Annotated in this window: 17 protein-coding genes; 3 read left to right on the forward strand and 14 right to left on the reverse strand. The window is 67.4% G+C overall.

Features of this window, described 5'->3' with window-relative positions:
• Window positions 1–643 precede the first annotated feature (643 nt).
• The 14 genes from purH to BDW41_RS09625 all read right to left on the reverse strand — a co-directional run bounded on the left by purH (window position 644) and on the right by BDW41_RS09625 (window position 13,452).
• A complete protein-coding gene (purH, locus tag BDW41_RS09560; protein WP_074548245.1) occupies window positions 644–2,254 on the reverse strand; it encodes a bifunctional phosphoribosylaminoimidazolecarboxamide formyltransferase/IMP cyclohydrolase in 1,611 nt (536 codons plus the stop codon).
• Window positions 2,255–2,324: 70 nt separating this feature from the next.
• The gene (locus BDW41_RS09565) at window positions 2,325–2,774 is read right to left on the reverse strand and encodes a GNAT family N-acetyltransferase (RefSeq protein ID WP_074548247.1); all 450 of its coding nucleotides are present in this window, start codon (window positions 2,772–2,774) and stop codon (window positions 2,325–2,327) included.
• Between the two features lie 47 nt (window positions 2,775–2,821).
• Window positions 2,822–3,109, reverse strand: a complete 288-nt coding sequence (locus BDW41_RS09570) for a helix-turn-helix domain-containing protein (RefSeq protein ID WP_046970233.1) — start codon at window positions 3,107–3,109, stop codon at window positions 2,822–2,824.
• A gap of 294 nt (window positions 3,110–3,403) precedes the next feature.
• The gene (locus BDW41_RS09575; RefSeq protein WP_074548248.1) at window positions 3,404–4,204 is read right to left on the reverse strand and encodes a DUF3426 domain-containing protein; all 801 of its coding nucleotides are present in this window, start codon (window positions 4,202–4,204) and stop codon (window positions 3,404–3,406) included.
• A gap of 89 nt (window positions 4,205–4,293) precedes the next feature.
• Window positions 4,294–5,193, reverse strand: a complete 900-nt coding sequence (prmA, locus tag BDW41_RS09580) for a 50S ribosomal protein L11 methyltransferase (RefSeq protein ID WP_074548250.1) — start codon at window positions 5,191–5,193, stop codon at window positions 4,294–4,296.
• A 238-nt stretch (window positions 5,194–5,431) separates the two neighbouring features.
• Window positions 5,432–5,797, reverse strand: a complete 366-nt coding sequence (locus BDW41_RS09585; RefSeq protein WP_146217337.1) for a hypothetical protein — start codon at window positions 5,795–5,797, stop codon at window positions 5,432–5,434.
• Window positions 5,798–5,843: 46 nt separating this feature from the next.
• Window positions 5,844–7,217, reverse strand: coding sequence for an acetyl-CoA carboxylase biotin carboxylase subunit (accC, locus tag BDW41_RS09590; RefSeq protein ID WP_074548254.1), 1,374 nt, complete (start codon window positions 7,215–7,217; stop codon window positions 5,844–5,846).
• Window positions 7,218–7,251: 34 nt separating this feature from the next.
• Window positions 7,252–7,635 carry a four helix bundle protein gene (locus tag BDW41_RS09595; RefSeq protein ID WP_074548256.1) on the reverse strand — a complete coding sequence of 128 codons (384 nt, stop codon included), beginning with the start codon at window positions 7,633–7,635 and terminating at the stop codon, window positions 7,252–7,254.
• Between the two features lie 18 nt (window positions 7,636–7,653).
• Window positions 7,654–8,115, reverse strand: a complete 462-nt coding sequence (gene accB, locus BDW41_RS09600; RefSeq protein ID WP_074548258.1) for an acetyl-CoA carboxylase biotin carboxyl carrier protein — start codon at window positions 8,113–8,115, stop codon at window positions 7,654–7,656.
• 66 nt (window positions 8,116–8,181) lie between these two features.
• Window positions 8,182–8,643 (reverse strand): type II 3-dehydroquinate dehydratase, encoded by a 462-nt coding sequence (gene aroQ, locus BDW41_RS09605; RefSeq protein WP_074548259.1) that lies wholly within the window; start codon window positions 8,641–8,643, stop codon window positions 8,182–8,184.
• A gap of 151 nt (window positions 8,644–8,794) precedes the next feature.
• Window positions 8,795–9,346: a TlpA disulfide reductase family protein gene (locus BDW41_RS09610; RefSeq protein ID WP_233496824.1), complete on the reverse strand. Its 552-nt coding sequence runs from the start codon at window positions 9,344–9,346 to the stop codon at window positions 8,795–8,797.
• Window positions 9,346–11,535, reverse strand: coding sequence for a protein-disulfide reductase DsbD (locus BDW41_RS09615; RefSeq protein ID WP_074548262.1), 2,190 nt, complete (start codon window positions 11,533–11,535; stop codon window positions 9,346–9,348). The genes BDW41_RS09610 and BDW41_RS09615 overlap by 1 nt, the downstream gene beginning before the upstream one ends.
• Window positions 11,536–11,632: 97 nt before the next feature.
• Entirely contained in the window at window positions 11,633–12,547 is a 915-nt protein-coding gene (locus BDW41_RS09620; protein WP_074548264.1) for an EamA family transporter, read from the reverse strand.
• A gap of 206 nt (window positions 12,548–12,753) precedes the next feature.
• A complete protein-coding gene (locus BDW41_RS09625) occupies window positions 12,754–13,452 on the reverse strand; it encodes a glutathione binding-like protein (protein ID WP_074548266.1) in 699 nt (232 codons plus the stop codon).
• 107 nt (window positions 13,453–13,559) lie between these two features.
• Here BDW41_RS09625 and BDW41_RS09630 point away from each other — a divergent pair, with 107 nt between their 5' ends.
• The 3 genes from BDW41_RS09630 to BDW41_RS09640 all read left to right on the forward strand — a co-directional run bounded on the left by BDW41_RS09630 (window position 13,560) and on the right by BDW41_RS09640 (window position 16,366).
• Window positions 13,560–15,008, forward strand: coding sequence for a PLP-dependent aminotransferase family protein (locus BDW41_RS09630; protein WP_074548268.1), 1,449 nt, complete (start codon window positions 13,560–13,562; stop codon window positions 15,006–15,008).
• Window positions 15,009–15,098: 90 nt separating this feature from the next.
• A complete protein-coding gene (locus tag BDW41_RS09635) occupies window positions 15,099–16,109 on the forward strand; it encodes a redoxin domain-containing protein (RefSeq protein ID WP_083337627.1) in 1,011 nt (336 codons plus the stop codon).
• Window positions 16,110–16,111: 2 nt separating this feature from the next.
• Window positions 16,112–16,366, forward strand: coding sequence for a hypothetical protein (locus BDW41_RS09640; RefSeq protein ID WP_074548272.1), 255 nt, complete (start codon window positions 16,112–16,114; stop codon window positions 16,364–16,366).
• Window positions 16,367–16,433 lie beyond the last annotated feature (67 nt).

Raw genomic sequence — 16,433 nt, forward strand, 5'->3', positions numbered from 1 at the left:
AGGCCGGGATCCAGTTTCGGTAGTGGCCGGTTATCGCGTAGAGCTAATCGGCTCTTTACCAGCGCTTTCGCGATCCGGCCGCCTGCGCGGCGGGCGTTCCGACCTCTTGCCGGAGGCCGGGTCACTTTCTCTTGCTTGCCCAAGAGAAAGTAACCAAAGAGAAGGGCCCCCCGGATGAGGCGCCTATCGGGCTGAAGCCCGATAGGTTCGCGGACGGGTTCCGGGCTTTTCGACGGGGCATCCCGCCCCGACGAAAAGTGCCTGGCTCCTGCCAGGCACCCCTGCGGGGCCTGATCTCCACCCGCCCGCCGCCTCATACGGGGACCCGGAAGATCAAGAGCCCAAAGTCCAAAGCCGACGGCTCGTGCCGCTGCGCGGCACATTGCGTCGCGGCAGGCGCGGAGCGCCTGCCCTGGAGCCTATTCAAAATCTCCGGAGCAACGCCGGTTCCCTCACCGTCATCCCGCGAAAGCGTCTCCCCTTTTTGCGGGGTTCGTAGGAATGGCGGGCTAAGAATGAAGTGGTGAGGCGTGATTGCCACCTCACCAACGCAAAGGCGGCAATCTCATCGTGAACAAAGTTTGCCGCCATGAAGCGGCAACATCGCAACCCTCCCCCAAAGAGAGAGAGGGAACAACCGCAATCAATGACGGAAGTGGCGAATGCCCGTGAACACCATCGCCATGCCGTGCTCGTCGGCCGCCGCGATCACCTCCGCGTCGCGCATCGAGCCGCCGGGCTGGATCACCGCGCTGATGCCCGCTGCCGCCGCGGCGTCGATGCCGTCGCGGAACGGGAAGAACGCATCGGAGGCCATCACCGAGCCGCGTACTTCCAGCTTCTCGTCGGCGGCCTTGATGCCGGCGATCTTGGCGCTGTACACGCGGCTCATCTGGCCTGCGCCGACGCCGATGGTCTGGCGGTTCTTCGCGTAGACGATGGCGTTGCTCTTGACGTACTTGGCCACCTTCCACGCGAAGATCAGGTCGTCGATCTCGGCGGGCGTGGGTGCGCGCTGGGTGACGATCTTCAGGTCTTCGGCCTTGACCATCGCGCGGTCGGCGGTCTGGATCAACAGGCCCGAGCCCACGCGGCGGCTGTCGTTGCCGGGATGCGCCTTGGCCAGGTCGCCGTCGGCCGGCGGCGGGATTTCGAGCACGCGCACGTTGGCTTTCTTGGCGAAGACCTTGAGTGCTTCGTCTTCGTAGCCCGGCGCCAGCACTACTTCGACGAACTGCCGATCCACGATGGATTTCGCCGTGGCCGCATCCACCACACGGTTGAACGCGATGATGCCGCCGAAAGCGGAGGTGGGGTCGGTCTGGTAGGCGAGGTCATAGGCGCGGGCGATGCCGTCCAGGCTCACCGCGACACCGCAGGGGTTGGCGTGCTTGACGATCACGCAGGCCGGCTTGGTGAAGCTGCGCACGCATTCCCACGCGGCGTCGGAGTCGGCGATGTTGTTGAAGGAGAGTTCCTTGCCCTGCAGCTGGCGGAACGTGGCCAGCGTGCCCGGCGCGGGATACAGGTCGCGGTAGAACGCGGCCTGCTGGTGCGGGTTTTCGCCGTAGCGCAGATCCATCAGCTTCACGAAGCGGCCGTTGGCCTGCGCAGGGAACGCGTCGTGGCCGGCGATGGCGTCGTACTCGTCGTTGAGCTTGAGCGCGGAAAGATAGTCGCTGATCGCGCCGTCGTAGTTGGACACGCGATTGAACGCGGCGACGGCGAGCTTGAAGCGCGTGGCGCGCGACAGGCCGCCGTGCGCCTCGATTTCCGCCAGCGCCTCATCGTACTGGTCGGGCGAGGTGAGCACGCCCACGTCGTTCCAGTTCTTGGCGGCGGAACGCAGCATGGCGGGGCCGCCGATGTCGATGTTCTCGATGGCCTCTTCCAGCGTGCAGTCCGGACGGGCCACAGTCTGCTCGAACGGATAGAGGTTGAGCACGAGCAGGTCGATCGGTGCGATGTCCAGTTCCGTCATCACACCGGCGTCGATGGCGCGACGGCCGAGCAGGCCGCCGTGCACCTTCGGATGCAGCGTCTTCACGCGGCCGTCCATGATTTCGGGAAAGCCGGTGAGTTCGCTCACGTCCTTCACGGGAATGCCCGCGTCGCGCAGCGCCTTGGCGCTGCCGCCGGTGGACAGCAGCTCCACGCCCTTGGCGGACAGGCGACGGGCGAGCTCGAGCAGGCCCTGTTTGTCGGAGACGCTAAGCAAGGCACGGCGGATCGGTGCCGGGGACGCGGCGGACATGAGGCAGGTTCCTTGGGGGAAAGACCTCAATTATAGACCCAGGCGTCCCGCCCGCGCGGTTTGGCCGTCCTTAGGCCCGGAGCACCAGATGCAAGAGGGGAAAGGGACGGCCGCTGCCATCCAGCTCCGAGCGGCCGATCTCCACGAAGCCGTAGCGCCGGTAGAAACGCAGCGCGCGAGGGTTCTGCTCGTTCACGTCGGTGGTCCAGGCCGGGCGCGAAGGCGCTTCGGCGATCACCTCGTCGAGCAGGCGCCGGCCCAGGCCCTGGCCGTGCAGCGCGGGGTTCACGAACAAGGCTTCGACGTGGTGTGCGTTGGTGGCGATAAAGCCTTCCACCTGGCCGGCGCATTCGATCACGCGCACGTTTAGCCGTCCAAAGATCTGCGGCAGAAAGGAGCGGAAGAAGACGATGTCGTCTTCGGCAAGAAAATCATGCGTGGCGCGCACCGCCGCTTCCCATACGTCGGTGATGCGGGGTTCGTCGGCGGCAAGCGCGGCGCGGATCGAGGCGGGAAACATCACGTTGCGGTCCGTCGCGTTGCGTTACGCGAGCGAGCGGTGTCGCCTCAGAGCAGGCCGTGCGCGGCCAGCTTCTTGCGCAGCGTGGCCCGGTTGATGCCGAGCACCGCGGCGGCGCGGCTCTGGTTGCCGTCGTGCCAGGCCAGCACTTCGCGCAGGAGGGGGCCTTCGACTTCGCGAATGACGAGCGCGTGCAGGCCCTCGTCACACTCCGTGTCGCCGATGTCGGCGAGATAACGGCGGACGGTACGGCTGACGCATTCGCTCAAGGCGCTCTGCGACGAAGTCTCTTTCGGAGACTCGCTGGCAGGCAGTCTTACGGCGTTCACGGGCATTTCCCCTCACGTTCTGACACGGCGGCTACGTAGGCCACCGCAATGTTTATGGCAATACCGCGGGCGGCGGCTCGCATGGAACGCCGGGTGCAGCATAAGACGAAGGACGGAGTGTACCCTCGCGTGCCGAGAATTTTAAGTACCCGGTTCGTCGGAGGCAGACAAACCTTCAGCTACAAAATGTCCTATGGACATGCACTTGCGTTGATGGCACGACCTGTGCCTTTGCGAAAGCGGCAAAGCGACCGCCGCGCCGGGCACCGGTTTTTCCCGTGCTGCCCGTCGAATGGATGGCTATTCGAAACCGAACTCGAAGGCCACGGCCTTGCCGCCCGGGTCTTCCACTTCGAGCATCAACGCGGCGCTGCCGCCGGGCGGTATGCCCTTGCGCAGCACGGCGTTGTCGCTGAGGTATTCGGTGGGGCGCAGGCGCCGCATGGCGAGCTTGTTGCCATTGGCATCGGACAGCGTGATCGCCACCACCGGGTAAGGCTGGGCGAAGGGCGCGTCGTTGCGCAGGTTCGCGGTGACCAGCAAGGCGCCGGGCACGGAAGGGTGCGCCTGCACGTCGCGCGCCACCATGGTCAGCCGCGTGGTGTCTTGCACCAGCGGCAGCTGACAACCGAGCGTGGAGCAGGCGCTGCGCAGCATCGGGCCGATGGTGTCGTCGGCGATGAGCGCGTCGCGCTTGGCCCAGGCCACCTGCGCGCCCAAGGCGAGCAGCAACAGGGTGCACGCGGTGATCCACGGCCAGCGACGCTTCTTTTCAGGCTGCCGTGCGAAACGCGGCGCCACCACCAGGTCGGCGAACTCGTCGAGCTGGTCGCGCGGCGCGGGCACCACGACAGGCGCTTCGGCGATGGCGGGTGGCTCAGCCGCTGGCCGATAGACGGCGAGATCCAGCCGCGGTGGCTGGCCGCCTTTTTCCCACGCGGGCAGCTGCTGGAAGGGCTCCGGCGGCAGCTGGTCGCTGAGATTGGACAGTGCATCGAACGTCGCGTTGCAATGCCCGCACGCCACGATACCGCACGCGCGTGCAATCGTTTCCGCATTCAGCGAGAACACGGTGAGGCATTCGGTGCACTGGGCGTACATGAGGGCCGTAGTGATCGGGTTCGACGGCAAGCCTAGTGCACCGGCGACGACAAATCACCCGCGCACCTGCCGATATCGTGAACGGTCGCTCAGCCGCGACGCTTTCCGCTGATGCGCACCCAGTCCTCCTGGGTATCCACGCGCAACTCCTCGAACCACTCGGCGTAGCGCGCCAGCAGCTCGTCTTCCTGGCCTTGCAGGATGCCGGAAATGGCAAACGGCGCGCCGGGTTTCGCGGCGGCGGCGAAGGTGGGCGCCAGTTCGCCGAGCGGGCCGGCCAGGATGTTGGCGATGAAGACGTCGGCCGGCGATGCGACGAGGTCTTCCGGAAGGAACAGCGCAAGACGGTCCGCCACGTCGTTGCGCTCGGCGTTGTCCGCCGACGCGGTGAGCGCCTGCGGATCGTTGTCCACGCCCACGGCGCTGGCGGCGCCGAGCTTGAGCGCGGCGATGGCGAGAATGCCCGAGCCGCAGCCGAAATCGATGACGCTCTTGCCCTTCAGATCCAGGCTGTCCAGCCATGCAAGACACAGCGCGGTGGTGGGATGCGTGCCGCTGCCGAAGGCGAGGCCCGGATCCAGCCGCACCACCACGATGTCCTCATCGGCCGGCGGCTCGATGTTCCATGGATAAATCCACAGGCGCCGGCCGAACGGCATCGGCTTGAACTGATCCATCCACGCGCGTTCCCAGTCCTCGTCGGCCACATCGCGGAACTGGATGTGATCGGGCTCCAGCCAGGGCAGCAGGTCGCCCAGCGCTTCGCCGAGGCCGCGCCGGTCCGTGCCCTCCTCGAATATCGCCTGGAGCGTGATGGTCGGCCACAGCGGCAGCTCGCCCACGCCCGGCTCGAAGATGGCCTGTTCGTCCGGCGTTTCCGCATCCGCGTCCTGCAGCGTCACGGATAGCGCGCCCAGATCGTCCAGCGCTTCTTCGACGCGAGGCTGCTGTTCGGCGCGGATGGTGAGGGAAAGTTCGAGCCAGGGCATGGGTGGTTCCTGCGGTGTAGGGGCGCATTGTCGCCGATGTGGCGCGGGCTTGGGGCGAACCTCCGTATGTTCCTCAAGCCGTGTATCCCTCACCGTCATTCCCGCGAAAGCGGGAATCCAGCGCCTTTCGCCTTTCTGCCACGCAATGGAAGAGCAAAGACACTGGATTCCCGCTTTCGCGGGAATGACGGTGAGGGTGAATGGCGGTGAGGAAAAGTAGTGGAGGCATCTGTGATGCTCAGAGCGCCTCCGGCGCCACACCCATAAACCCATCGTGCCTGCGGTAGTAATCCAGCGCACGCGCCAGATCGTCCAGCGTAGACGAAGCATGGTGCCGGCGATGCACGAACAGCACTTCGGCGAAATCCGCCGCTTCCAGGAAATGGCGCAGGTGATGCTGCGCCGCGAACGGCGGCAGCGCCTCGCCGTGATCGCCGATCAGCGCATCGTCTTCGTCGGAAACGTGCGAAAGGTACAGGCGGCAGGTTGGTTCGGTGATCGCGCCGCGAATATACACCCACGCGTAGCGATCCCAGCCGTCGCCTTCGTCGAACGCCTCGGTGATGGCGTCGATGGCTTCGCGGAGTGTGAGCAGTTCGGACATCGTCGAACGAACCGGCGAGCCGCATGCGCGGCTCGCCGGCTGCACGTCAGCCGCCGGTGGCGGCCTTTTCCTTCTGCTCGGCCATGCGCTTTTCCAGGTAGTGGATGTTCTGTCCACCCTGCTGGAAGCCGACGTCGGCCATGATGCGCTGCTGCAGCGGGATGTTGCACTTCACGCCTTCGATGACCGTTTCGGCCAGCGCCAGGCGCATGCGCGCGATGGCGGTTTCGCGATCCGGGCCGTGCACGATCAGCTTGCCGATCATCGAATCGTAGTTCGGCGGAATGCGGTAGCCGTCGTACAGGTGCGTGTCCACGCGTACGCCCGGGCCGCCCGGCGCTTCGAAGCGCTTCACCGTGCCCGGCGAGGGCAGGAAGCTGTCCGGATCTTCCGCGTTGATGCGGCATTCGATCGCGTGGCCGTGGATCTGGATGTCTTCCTGGCGGATCGAGAGCTTCTCGCCGCCGGCGATCAGCAGCTGCTCGCGCACCAGGTCGATGCCGGTGATCAGTTCCGTCACCGGATGCTCCACCTGGATGCGCGTGTTCATCTCGATGAAGTAGAAGCGGCCGTCCTCGTAGAGGAACTCGAACGTGCCGGCGCCGCGGTAGCCGATGCGCAGGCAGGCTTCCACACACACCTTGCCGATCTGCTCGCGCAGTTCCGGCGTGATGCCTGGCGCGGGCGCTTCTTCCACCACCTTCTGGTGGCGGCGCTGCATGGAGCAGTCGCGTTCGCCTAGGTGGATGGCGTGGCCCTGGCCGTCGGCGAGCACCTGGATTTCCACGTGGCGCGGATTCTCCAGGAACTTCTCCATGTACACCTGATCGTTGCCGAAAGCGGCCTTCGCTTCCTGCTTGGTCATGGTGATGGCGTTGCCCAGGTGCGCCTCGGTGCGCACCACGCGCATGCCGCGGCCGCCGCCGCCGCCGGCGGCCTTGATGATCACCGGGTAGCCGATGTCGCGCGCGATGCGCATGTTCTCGTCGACGTTGTCGCCGAGCGGGCCGCCCGAGCCGGGCACGCACGGCACGCCGGCGGCCTTCATGGCGCGGATGGCTTCCACCTTGTCGCCCATCAGGCGGATCACGTCCGCGGTGGGGCCGATGAAGATGAAGCCCGATTGCTCCACCTGTTCGGCGAAGTCGGCGCGTTCGGAGAGGAAGCCGTAGCCCGGATGGATGGCCTGGGCGTCGGTGATCTCCGCCGCGGCGATGATGCGCGGGATGTTGAGGTAGCTGTCGGCCGACGGCGCGGGACCGATGCAGATGGCCTCGTCGGCCAGGCCGACGTGCTTGAGGTTGCGGTCGGCGGTGGAGTGCACCGCCACGGTTTTGATGCCAAGGCTGTGGCAGGCGCGCAGCACGCGCAGCGCGATCTCACCACGGTTGGCAATGACGACTTTTTCTAATAAGGGCATGGGAATAGAGAATCGGGAATAGGGAATCGGTGGGTCATCGCGTCGCCTCGCGTGTCTGCAGGGCATTCATCAGGCCGGTGAGCATCGCGAAAACCTCGTCGATGCACGTCCTGATGTCGGACGAAACCTTTCCATAGCCAAGTCGGGCAGCGATTTGCAGCTGCGTGTCCAGCTCCGAGAGCGAGCCGCGTGCAATCGAAAGAAAGCGCAGGTATTCGGGAGTCGAGCGACGGGCGGCACCTTCGGCGATGTTGGAAGGAACACTGATCGCCGCGCGTCGCATCTGTGCGGTCAAACCAAACCGCTCGCTGTCCGGGAACGTCGAAGAACAGGCATAGACCTGCTCCACCAGCACCATGGCCCGCTGCCAGACCGTGAGGTCTTCGTGCGGTCGCTTGGCCGATTCCCTATTCACGATTCCCTATTCCCTCGCTTATCAGCCGATCACGAACATCGGCTGGTCGAATTCCACCGGCTGGCCGTTTTCCAGCAGGATGGCCTTCACGGTGCCGGCCACGTCGGCCTCGATCTGGTTGAACATCTTCATCGCTTCGATGATGCCCAGCGTCTCGCCGGCCTTGACCTGCTGGCCGACCTTCACGAAGGCCGGGGCGCCCGGGCTGGCGGAGGCGTAGAAGGTGCCGACCATCGGCGCCTTCACCACGTGGCCGGCCGGCAGGCCAGCATCGGCGGGGGCGGCTTCGGCTGGCGCGGCTGCGGCGGCGACGGGCGCGGCGGCCACCGGGGCGGGCTGCACCACCGGCGCGGCGGCGACGGTCACGCCGCCCTTGGGCACGCGCGACAGGCGGACGACTTCTTCGCCTTCCTTGATCTCAAGTTCCGCGAGGTTGGATTCCTCGAGCAGGTCGATGAGCTTCTTGATCTTGCGCAGGTCCATGTTTCAAACCTTTTCGTTGGGGCCGCACAGGCAGCCGGAATGGAGTATGGGGACTCGGCCCGTCGTTCAGGAGGCGGCGGATGCGCCGGCGCGGTCCAGCCGGTTCAGCGCGGCGTCCAGCGCCAGCTGGTAGCTGTCCGCGCCGAAGCCGCAGATCACGCCGACGGCGATGTCCGAGAGATAGGAGTGCCGACGGAACGCCTCGCGGGCGTGCACGTTGGAAAGATGCAGTTCGATAAAGGGGATCGCCACGCCCGCCAGCGCGTCGCGCAGGGCGACGCTGGTGTGGGTGAAGGCGCCCGGGTTGATCAGGATGATCGCGGTGCCGTCCAGGCGCGCCTGGTGGATGCGGTCGATCAGCACGTGCTCGGCGTTCGACTGCAGCGCGTCCAGGCTGTGGCCCGCCGCTTGCGCGCGCTGGGTCAGCAGGGCGTCGATATCGGCCAGCGTGTCGCGCCCGTAAACCTCCGGCTCGCGGGTGCCCAGCAGATTGAGATTGGGCCCGTGCAGGACCAGGATCTTCGCCACGCCACTATCCATGGATTGCGCCGGCGGGGCCGGCGTCCGGCGCGGAGTGTGCGCGTCCCGGCGGATGTTGTCCAGTTCGGCGCAGTTCGGCGATGTTTAACGGAGAAGTCACGGAAAAACCGTGCGGCCACGTATGGCCCCGGAAACCGCATCAGGGCGCGGTTGGTGCGGCCCAGGCCTTGAGGTCGTCGGCGTCCAGCACGCCGCGGCGGCTGAACAGCACGCGGCCGTTATCGTCCAGAAGCACGCTGTAAGGCAGCACTTCGCCGACGTTCCCCAGGCGTAGCGAGGTGCTGGGGCTTTCCAGGCTGCCCAGCAGGATGGGGTAGTTGACCGGATGGGCCTGCAGGAAGGCGCGCGCCTGCGCCGGGTCGTCCATCGCGATACCGAGGATGATCGGCCCGGTTTTGCCGGCCTGTTCGCCGACGTTCGCCTGGGCCTTTACCAGTGCCGGCATTTCCTCCCGGCAGGGACCGCACCAGCTTGCCCAGAAGTTGAGCAGCACGCGGCGGCCACGGTAATCGGAGAGGCGATGTTCCTTGCCGTCCAGGCCGGCCAGCGCCAGATCGGGGACGATCTCGCCCGGAACCGCCACATGCACACCGTCCGGCACGCGGGCGCGCTGGCTGGCGTGCTGCAGCCAGCCGCCGGCGACGGCGGCCAGTACGGCGGCGCCGAGAATGGTCCAGTTGCTGCGGCTCATCATGGATTGGTGGCGACCGGCGTGCCCGCCGCCTTGGTCAGGGCGTCTTCCACCAGCGAGGAGGTGAGCACCGTCGGCAGGCGCTGGCCGTGGCCGCCGTCCTTGGGAAACACCACGTAGAGCGGCACGCCCGGCGAGTGGTACTCCTGCAGGAAGGCGGTGATCGCCGGGTCCTCGTTGGTCCAGTCGCCCTTCATGTAGACCGCGCCGGTCTTCCTGAGCAGGTCGCGGAAGGAATCGGTGTTCAGCACGGCGTGTTCGTTGGCCTTGCAGGTGACGCACCAGTCGGCGGTCATGTCCACGAACACGGGCGTGCCCGCCTTGCGCAGCTCGGCGAGCCTGGCTGGGGTGAAGGCCACGGTGTTCTCCGCGACCTGCGCCGCCTTGTCGCCGCTCGCCGGCACGGGCAGGCGGGCCAGCGTGTAGAGCGAGAGCACCGTGAGCAGCGCGGGCACCAGCACCCAGGCGCGCACGGCGGTGCTCTTCCAGCGGCTCTTCTCGAACCACCACAGCGTCGCCGCCAGCCACACCGCGGCCACCAGCAGCACGCCCACCGCGTCGGCACCGCGCTGGTTCGCCAGCACCCAGGCCAGCCACGCGGCCGAGAGATACATGGGGAAGGCCAGCACCTGCTTGAGCGTTTCCATCCAGGCGCCCGGCCGTGGCAGCAGGCGGGCGAGGGCGGGCACGAAGCCGATGGCCAGGAAGGGCAGCGCCAGTCCCAGGCCCAGCGTGAAGAACACCAGCAGCGCCTGCGCCGCCGGGGCCGCGAAGGCGTAACCCAGGGCCGGGCCCATGAGCGGCCCGGTGCAGGGGCTGGCGACGACCACGGCGAGCACGCCGACGAAGAAATCGCCGCGCCAGCCCTGCTGGTTGGCCAGCGAGCTGCCGACGTTGCCGAGCGAGCCGCCGAACTGCACCACGCCCGACAGCCACAGGCCGGCGGTGAGCATGATCAGCGCCAGCGCGGCCACCACCGGGGCGTACTGCAGCTGCGCGCCCCAGGCCTTGGCCACGGCGATCACCACCAGGCCCAGCACCACGAAGCTGACCAGCACGCCGGCCGTGTAGGCCAGCGCGTGGCTGCGTCGCCGCGCGTGGCTCTCGCCGCTTTCGATCACGGAGACGACCTTGATCGAAAGCACCGGCAGCACGCAGGGCATGAAGTTGAGAATCAGGCCGCCCGCCAGGGCGAACAGCAGCGCGAGGGCAAGGCCCAGCGATTCCTCATGCGCGGGCGGCATTTCCGGCGCGGGCTCGGCGGCGGTGCCGCTGGTCGGCGCGGCGCTACCCAGGTCGATGGCCAGTGCGCGGGTCATCAGCGGATAGCAGATGCCGCCGTCTTGGCAGCCCTGGAAGCTGGCTTCCAGGTTCACCGTGCGAAGGCCGCCCGTATCGCCCTGAATGGCGACGGGCAGCTCGACCTGGTCGAAGAACACCGTGGTCTTGCCGAAGTGGGCGTCCTCGTGTTCCACGCCGGCCGGCCACTCCGGCTTGGCCAGCGAGAGCCCGGCATCCTTGAGCTTCAGCGCGGTCTGATCGCGGTACAGGTAATAGCCCTTGGGCATGGTCCAGCGCAGCAGCAGGTGCTGGCGGTCCTTGGCGAGCGCTTCCAGATGAAAGGCCTGCTCGGCCGGCAGGGCAGCGCCATCGCCACCACCGCGGGTGGAACCCAGCTTGCCCAGCGCCGCGCCCAGCGAATCGCCCGTGCCGGCCGAGGCCGCACCCGCCGCGGGAATCGCCAAGCTCAGCTGCTCGGTATGCGGCGGATAGCAGATCTTCGGAGCCACCTCGTGGCAGCCCTGGTACTGCACGCTGAGCTTCAGCGTCGTGGTGCCAGCGGCGACCGTGTACGGCACCGTCGCGTCCACGCCGTGGTGATAGGTCTCCACGTCGCCCAGGTACTCGTCGTGATGCTTCTCGCCGTCGGGCAGCTGCGCCTCGCCCAGGGTCACGCCGTCGGCGGCCTTGAACTTCATGCGGCCGCGATAGAGGTAATAGTCGGGCGCGATGGTCCAGTGCAGCTTCACCACGCCGGGCGTGGAGGCATCGGCGCTGAGCTTGTAGGCCTCGGTGACCGGCAGCAGGCCGTCGAGATCGTCCTGCGCCAGCGCGGGCAGGGCGCCGAGCAGCAGGCAGAGCAGGGTGAGGAAACGGGCGGCCCACCGGCCGGTAGGGATCAGGCGCATTGCGGCTCCGACTGGGGAGAGGCCCGCGCCAGGGCGCAGGGCGAATCGGGATTATGGCGCAGCCGGGGAATCCCGGCAGCGAAGAGACTACCGGGGATCAGGCGTGTTCCGTGCTTACTTCGTTCAGGACGCTACCGCGGTTACGCGGGCGTACCAGCCCGGTGGTCAGCGCCACGCCCAGCAGGATCACCACGCAGCCGCCGCCCATCGCCAGCGTCACCGGCTCATGCAGGAACAGCAGGCCCCACAGCACGCCGAACACCGGGATCAGGAACATCACCACCATGCTGCGCGACGCGCCGACGCGGGCCATCAAGCCATAGAACAGCACATAAGCCAGCGAGGTGCAGAGCGCGGCCAGGCCCAGCACCGCCAGCCAGGACATCCAGCCCGGCGTATGGCTGGGCCACATCCAGATCGTGAAGGGCAGCAGCAGCACCGCGGCGGCCAGCTGGCTGCCGGTGGCGACGCTGAGCGGCGTGACGCCGCTGCGCAGGCGGCGATGGCTGTAATGGGCGCCGAAGGTGTAGCAGACGTTGGCGCCCAGGCAGGCGGCCATGGCCCAGCCGGCGGCATGCGCGCTGCCGCTGAAACCCACGGTGCCGGCCACCAGCCACACCACGCCGGTGAAACCGACCACCAGGCCGCTGGCCTGCGTGGCGCTCAGCTTCTCGTCCAGCAGCATCCAGCCCGACAGCGCCACCAGCAGCGGCGCGATGGCGTCGGAAATGGCGGAGACACCGGCCGGCAGGCTCTTCGCCGCGAACGAGAACAGCACGAACGGCAGCGCCGAATTGGCGATGCCCACGATGGCGATATCGCGCCAATGCCTGCGCATCTCGCCCAGCCGCGTGCGCGTCAGCAACGGAATGGAACAGATCGCCGCGCCGATGGCGCGCATGCCCGCCAGCGCCATGCCGCCGAACTCGTCGGCGCCCATGCGCATGAACAGGAACGAGGCGCCCCAGAGGGCTCCCAGCAACAGCAGTGCGGCGATGTCGGAGGTTTTCATGGCTTTGCTCTGTAGCTCTTGTTCGTCATTCCGGCGCAGGCCGGAATCCAGTGGCCTCAGGAACGGGTCTTCGCGACAGCCTGTCCTTCCTGCTGCTGGATTCCGGCCTGCGCCGGAATGACGACGTGTGTGAGACGGCTATCCATTTGGAAGCCTAGCCGCCCATAGTGTCAGAACCTGTCAGCAGACTTCACCCTTCCGTTGCATCAGGACTGCGGCTTCGATCCCTGCCCGAACAGCACGCGGCGTTCTTCCTCCGACAGCGGCTGCTTGGGCTGGTATGCGTTCTCCACGCCCTCGTAGGTGCGCAGCGTGGCGGGGCGTTGCGACATGGCGATGAACCAGCGTTCCAGGTGCGGGAAATCCGCCAGGTTCTGGCCATGCGCCTCGTGCGGCACGATCCACGGATAGCAGGCGATGTCGGCGATGGAGAACTCGCCGGCGATGAACTCGCGTCCCTCCAGCCGGCGATCGAGCACGCCGTAGAGGCGCGCCACTTCGCGCGTGTAGCGATCGATGGCGTAGGGCACCTTTTCCGGCGCATACACATGGAAGTGCCCGGCCTGGCCTGCCATCGGGCCCAGCCCGGACACTTGCCAGAACAGCCACTCCAGCACCTCCACGCGGCCGGCGGTGTCCTTGGGAATGAACCGGCCGATCTTCTCGGCCAGATACAGCAGGATGGCGCCCGACTCGAACACGGTCTGCGGCGCGCCGCCGCCGGCCGGCGCGTGGTCCACGATGGCGGGAATCTTGTTGTTCGGCGAAATGGCCAGGAACTCGGGCTTGAACTGCTCGCCCTTGCTCAGGCTCACCGGCGTGATGAAGTAGGGCAGGCCCGCCTCTTCGAGGAACAGCTTGAGCTTCAGGCCGTTGGGCGTGGCGGCGAAGTACAGCTCGATCATGGCACGGCTCCAAAAGGATGATGGGCGCAGTGTCCGGGTTCCACTGGTCTTGAAAAAGGTCCAGATCGCGGGAATTCTTTAGGACCAGTTGCCGCCCGGACGCCGGTATGGACCAACCCCTGGCTTTTCCGCTGGATATCCCCGTGCGCGGCCGCCTGCAGGCGCTGCACGGGCAGCTGCGGGCGGCGATTCTGGACGGGCGGCTGCGCATGGGCCAGGCGCTGCCTTCGACCCGCGCGCTGTCCAGCTCGCTGGGCGTGTCGCGCAATACCGTGGTGGCGGCCTACGACCTGCTGCTCAGCGAAGGCTATGTGGTGGCGCGCCAGGGCGCCGGCTATGTGGTGGCGCACGCCAGCGCATCGCCAGCAGGCGCATCGCGCACGGAGGCGCGGATCGAGGAGCGGCTGCAGCCGCGATGGCGCGATGCGATCACGCCGGCGCCGATGAATGCCTTGCCACCGTCGCGCTATGACTTTCGCGTGGGCATGCCCGACGCCTCGCGTTTCCCGTTCGAGGTGTGGCGCAAGCTCTCCGCCCGGGCTTTGCGCACGCTCACGCACGCCATGTCCGCCTACGACGCCGTGGAAGGACGAGCCGCCTTGCGCGAAGCCATCGCGGGGCATGTGTCATTTGCGCGCGCCGTGAGCTGCAGCGCGGCCGACATCATGGTCACCGGCGGCGCGCAGCAGGCGTTCGACCTGCTGGCGCGCATCCTGGTGACGCCGGGGCGGACGGTGCTGGCGGTGGAAGACCCTGGCTACCCGCAGCTGCGCGTGACCTTCGAAGCCGCCGGCGCCCGCGTGGTGCCGGTGCCGGTAGACGAGGAAGGCCTGATCGTCGAGCGCATTCCACCCGAGGCGCGCGTCATCTACGTCACCCCTTCGCACCAGTTTCCCACCGGCATGGCGATGTCGCCGGCACGGCGCGTCGCGCTGCTCGAGTTTGCGCGGCGGCATGGCGCGGTGATCGTGGAGGACGACTACGACGGCGAATTCCGCTACGGCGGGCGTCCGCTCGATGCGCTGCAGACGCTGGATCGCGACGGCTCGGTGTTCTACGTCGGCACCTTTTCCAAGAGCCTGTTTCCGACTTTGCGCCTGGGCTACGTGGTGGCGCCGCCCTGGGCCATGGCCGCGCTGGGCAGCGTGCGGCAATTCGTGGATCGCCACAGCGACCTGCTGGCGCAGGACACGCTTGCGTTGTTCATTGCGGAAGGCCATCTCGCACGGCACGTGCGCAAGATGCGGCGCATCTACGCGGAGCGGCGCGATGCCCTGCTCGAAGCCCTGTCGCGGCACGCCGGCGAAGCCTTGCGTCCGCTGGCCTCGGACGCCGGGCTGCATATCACCACCGAACTGCACTGGCCCGTGCCGGCGGGCAAGATCGTCGAGCACGCCGCGGCGCAGGATCTGCGCATCGAGGCGCTGGATGGCTACGCCATCGGCGGGCACAAGCCCAACGGCCTGCTGTTCGGCCTCGGCGGCGTGCCGGCCACGCGCATGGACGAAGCGGTGCGCGTGCTGGCGCGCGTGCTCGACGCACATCGCCCGCGCTGACACTGGTTCCCTCGTTTCCGCGCGAACTGGACCTGTCGGCGCGTGGGTCGTCGGCGCAGCATGCGGGGCCTCTCCTTCAAGGATGTTCCCGTGCGTACCTTTGTCCTGCTTTGCCTGTGGTTGTGCTGCGCGCTGGCGCATGCGTCCGAGTCCGGCCAGTCGCGCGCGGAAACCGCCGGCCGCAGCCTGGTCGGCCAGCCCGCGCCGCGCATGGTGCTCAAGACCATCGACGGTCAGACCATCGACCTCGGAACGCTTTATGGCAAGAAGGCTGTCTACCTGAAATTCTGGGCCACCTGGTGCGTGCCGTGCCGCGAGCAGATGCCGCACTTCGAGCGTACCTACGAGCAGGCCGGTCCGGACATGGCGGTGATCGCCATCGACGTGGGCTTCGACGACAGCGTCGAGGAAGTGCGCAAGGTGCAGAAGCAGCTGGGGCTCGGCATGCCCATCGTGTTCGACGACGGCTCGCTGGGTGAGGCTTTTCATCTGCGCGTGACGCCGCAGCACGTGGTGATCGGCCGCGACGGCCGCATCCTCTACGTGGGGCACGAGGCGAACGACAAGCTGGATGCCGCGCTGGCGCAGGCCCGCACGAGTTCGACGGCGCAGACCGCATCGGCCGCCACGCCGAAGGACGAACCGCACTACGACATCGGCGACCGCGTGCCCGCTTTCGACGTGCGCACATTGGATGGAAAGTCGTTGCCGGCCTTTGGCGTGCGGCCGGGACAGACCACGGTGCTGCTGTTCCTCTCGCCGTGGTGCGAGTCCTACCTCGCCAAGAGCCGGCCGGCGTTGGCAGCAAGTTGCCGCACGGCGCGCGAGCGCGCCGAGCTGCTGGCGCGCGACGGCCAGGCACGCTGGCTGGGCATCGCCTCGGGCCTGTGGGCCAGCCACGACGAGCTGGCCGAATACCAGCGCGAGCACCACATCGCCATGCCGCTGGCGCTGGACGATTCGGGCGCGCTGTTCCGGCGTTTCCGCGTGATGCACGTGCCCACGGTGATCGTGCTGGATGCGCAGGGCAAGGTGCTTCGCCGCAGCGAGGATGTCGACGCGGCGGTGCCTGCACGGCAGACAGCACTGACGGCACGCTGATCGTGCGCGCCGCCCGCGCCATTGCCTGGATGCTGCTCGCCGCGGCGACGCCGGCGATGGCCACGCACGACGAATCGCTGCTCACCGCCGCCTTGACGCGCGCGCCCGGCCAATCGCTCGAAGCCTTGCGCGTGACGTATGCACCGGGCGAGAGCTGGTTCGAGCCGGCGGCGGCGCGGCATTTGGTAAGTGCGAACGCCAGCGACAGCGAGCGCGTCACTTTCTTGGTGGTGTTCGTGGGAAAGGCGCCGAACTAGCGCCATTCCATGATTCCAGAACGTTGCGTCATTACCTCACCGTCATCCCCGCGAAAGCGGGGATCCA

This window comes from Dyella sp. AtDHG13, assembly GCF_003201105.1.
GTDB lineage: Bacteria > Pseudomonadota > Gammaproteobacteria > Xanthomonadales > Rhodanobacteraceae > Dyella > Dyella jiangningensis_B.

Coding starts and splice junctions, on each gene's coding strand:
- BDW41_RS09575 (WP_074548248.1), bottom strand. CDS start 4,204: ATGTACGCCCAGTGCACCGAATGCCTCACCGTGTTCTCGCTGAATGCG.
- BDW41_RS09610 (WP_233496824.1), bottom strand. CDS start 9,346: ATGAGCCGCAGCAACTGGACCATTCTCGGCGCCGCCGTACTGGCCGCC.
- BDW41_RS09615 (WP_074548262.1), bottom strand. CDS start 11,535: ATGCGCCTGATCCCTACCGGCCGGTGGGCCGCCCGTTTCCTCACCCTG.
- BDW41_RS09570 (WP_046970233.1), bottom strand. CDS start 3,109: ATGCCCGTGAACGCCGTAAGACTGCCTGCCAGCGAGTCTCCGAAAGAG.
- BDW41_RS09565 (WP_074548247.1), bottom strand. CDS start 2,774: ATGTTTCCCGCCTCGATCCGCGCCGCGCTTGCCGCCGACGAACCCCGC.
- accC (WP_074548254.1), bottom strand. CDS start 7,217: ATGCCCTTATTAGAAAAAGTCGTCATTGCCAACCGTGGTGAGATCGCG.
- prmA (WP_074548250.1), bottom strand. CDS start 5,193: ATGCCCTGGCTCGAACTTTCCCTCACCATCCGCGCCGAACAGCAGCCT.
- purH (WP_074548245.1), bottom strand. CDS start 2,254: ATGTCCGCCGCGTCCCCGGCACCGATCCGCCGTGCCTTGCTTAGCGTC.
- accB (WP_074548258.1), bottom strand. CDS start 8,115: ATGGACCTGCGCAAGATCAAGAAGCTCATCGACCTGCTCGAGGAATCC.
- BDW41_RS09620 (WP_074548264.1), bottom strand. CDS start 12,547: ATGAAAACCTCCGACATCGCCGCACTGCTGTTGCTGGGAGCCCTCTGG.
- BDW41_RS09630 (WP_074548268.1), top strand. CDS start 13,560: ATGGACCAACCCCTGGCTTTTCCGCTGGATATCCCCGTGCGCGGCCGC.
- BDW41_RS09585 (WP_146217337.1), bottom strand. CDS start 5,797: ATGTCCGAACTGCTCACACTCCGCGAAGCCATCGACGCCATCACCGAG.
- BDW41_RS09625 (WP_074548266.1), bottom strand. CDS start 13,452: ATGATCGAGCTGTACTTCGCCGCCACGCCCAACGGCCTGAAGCTCAAG.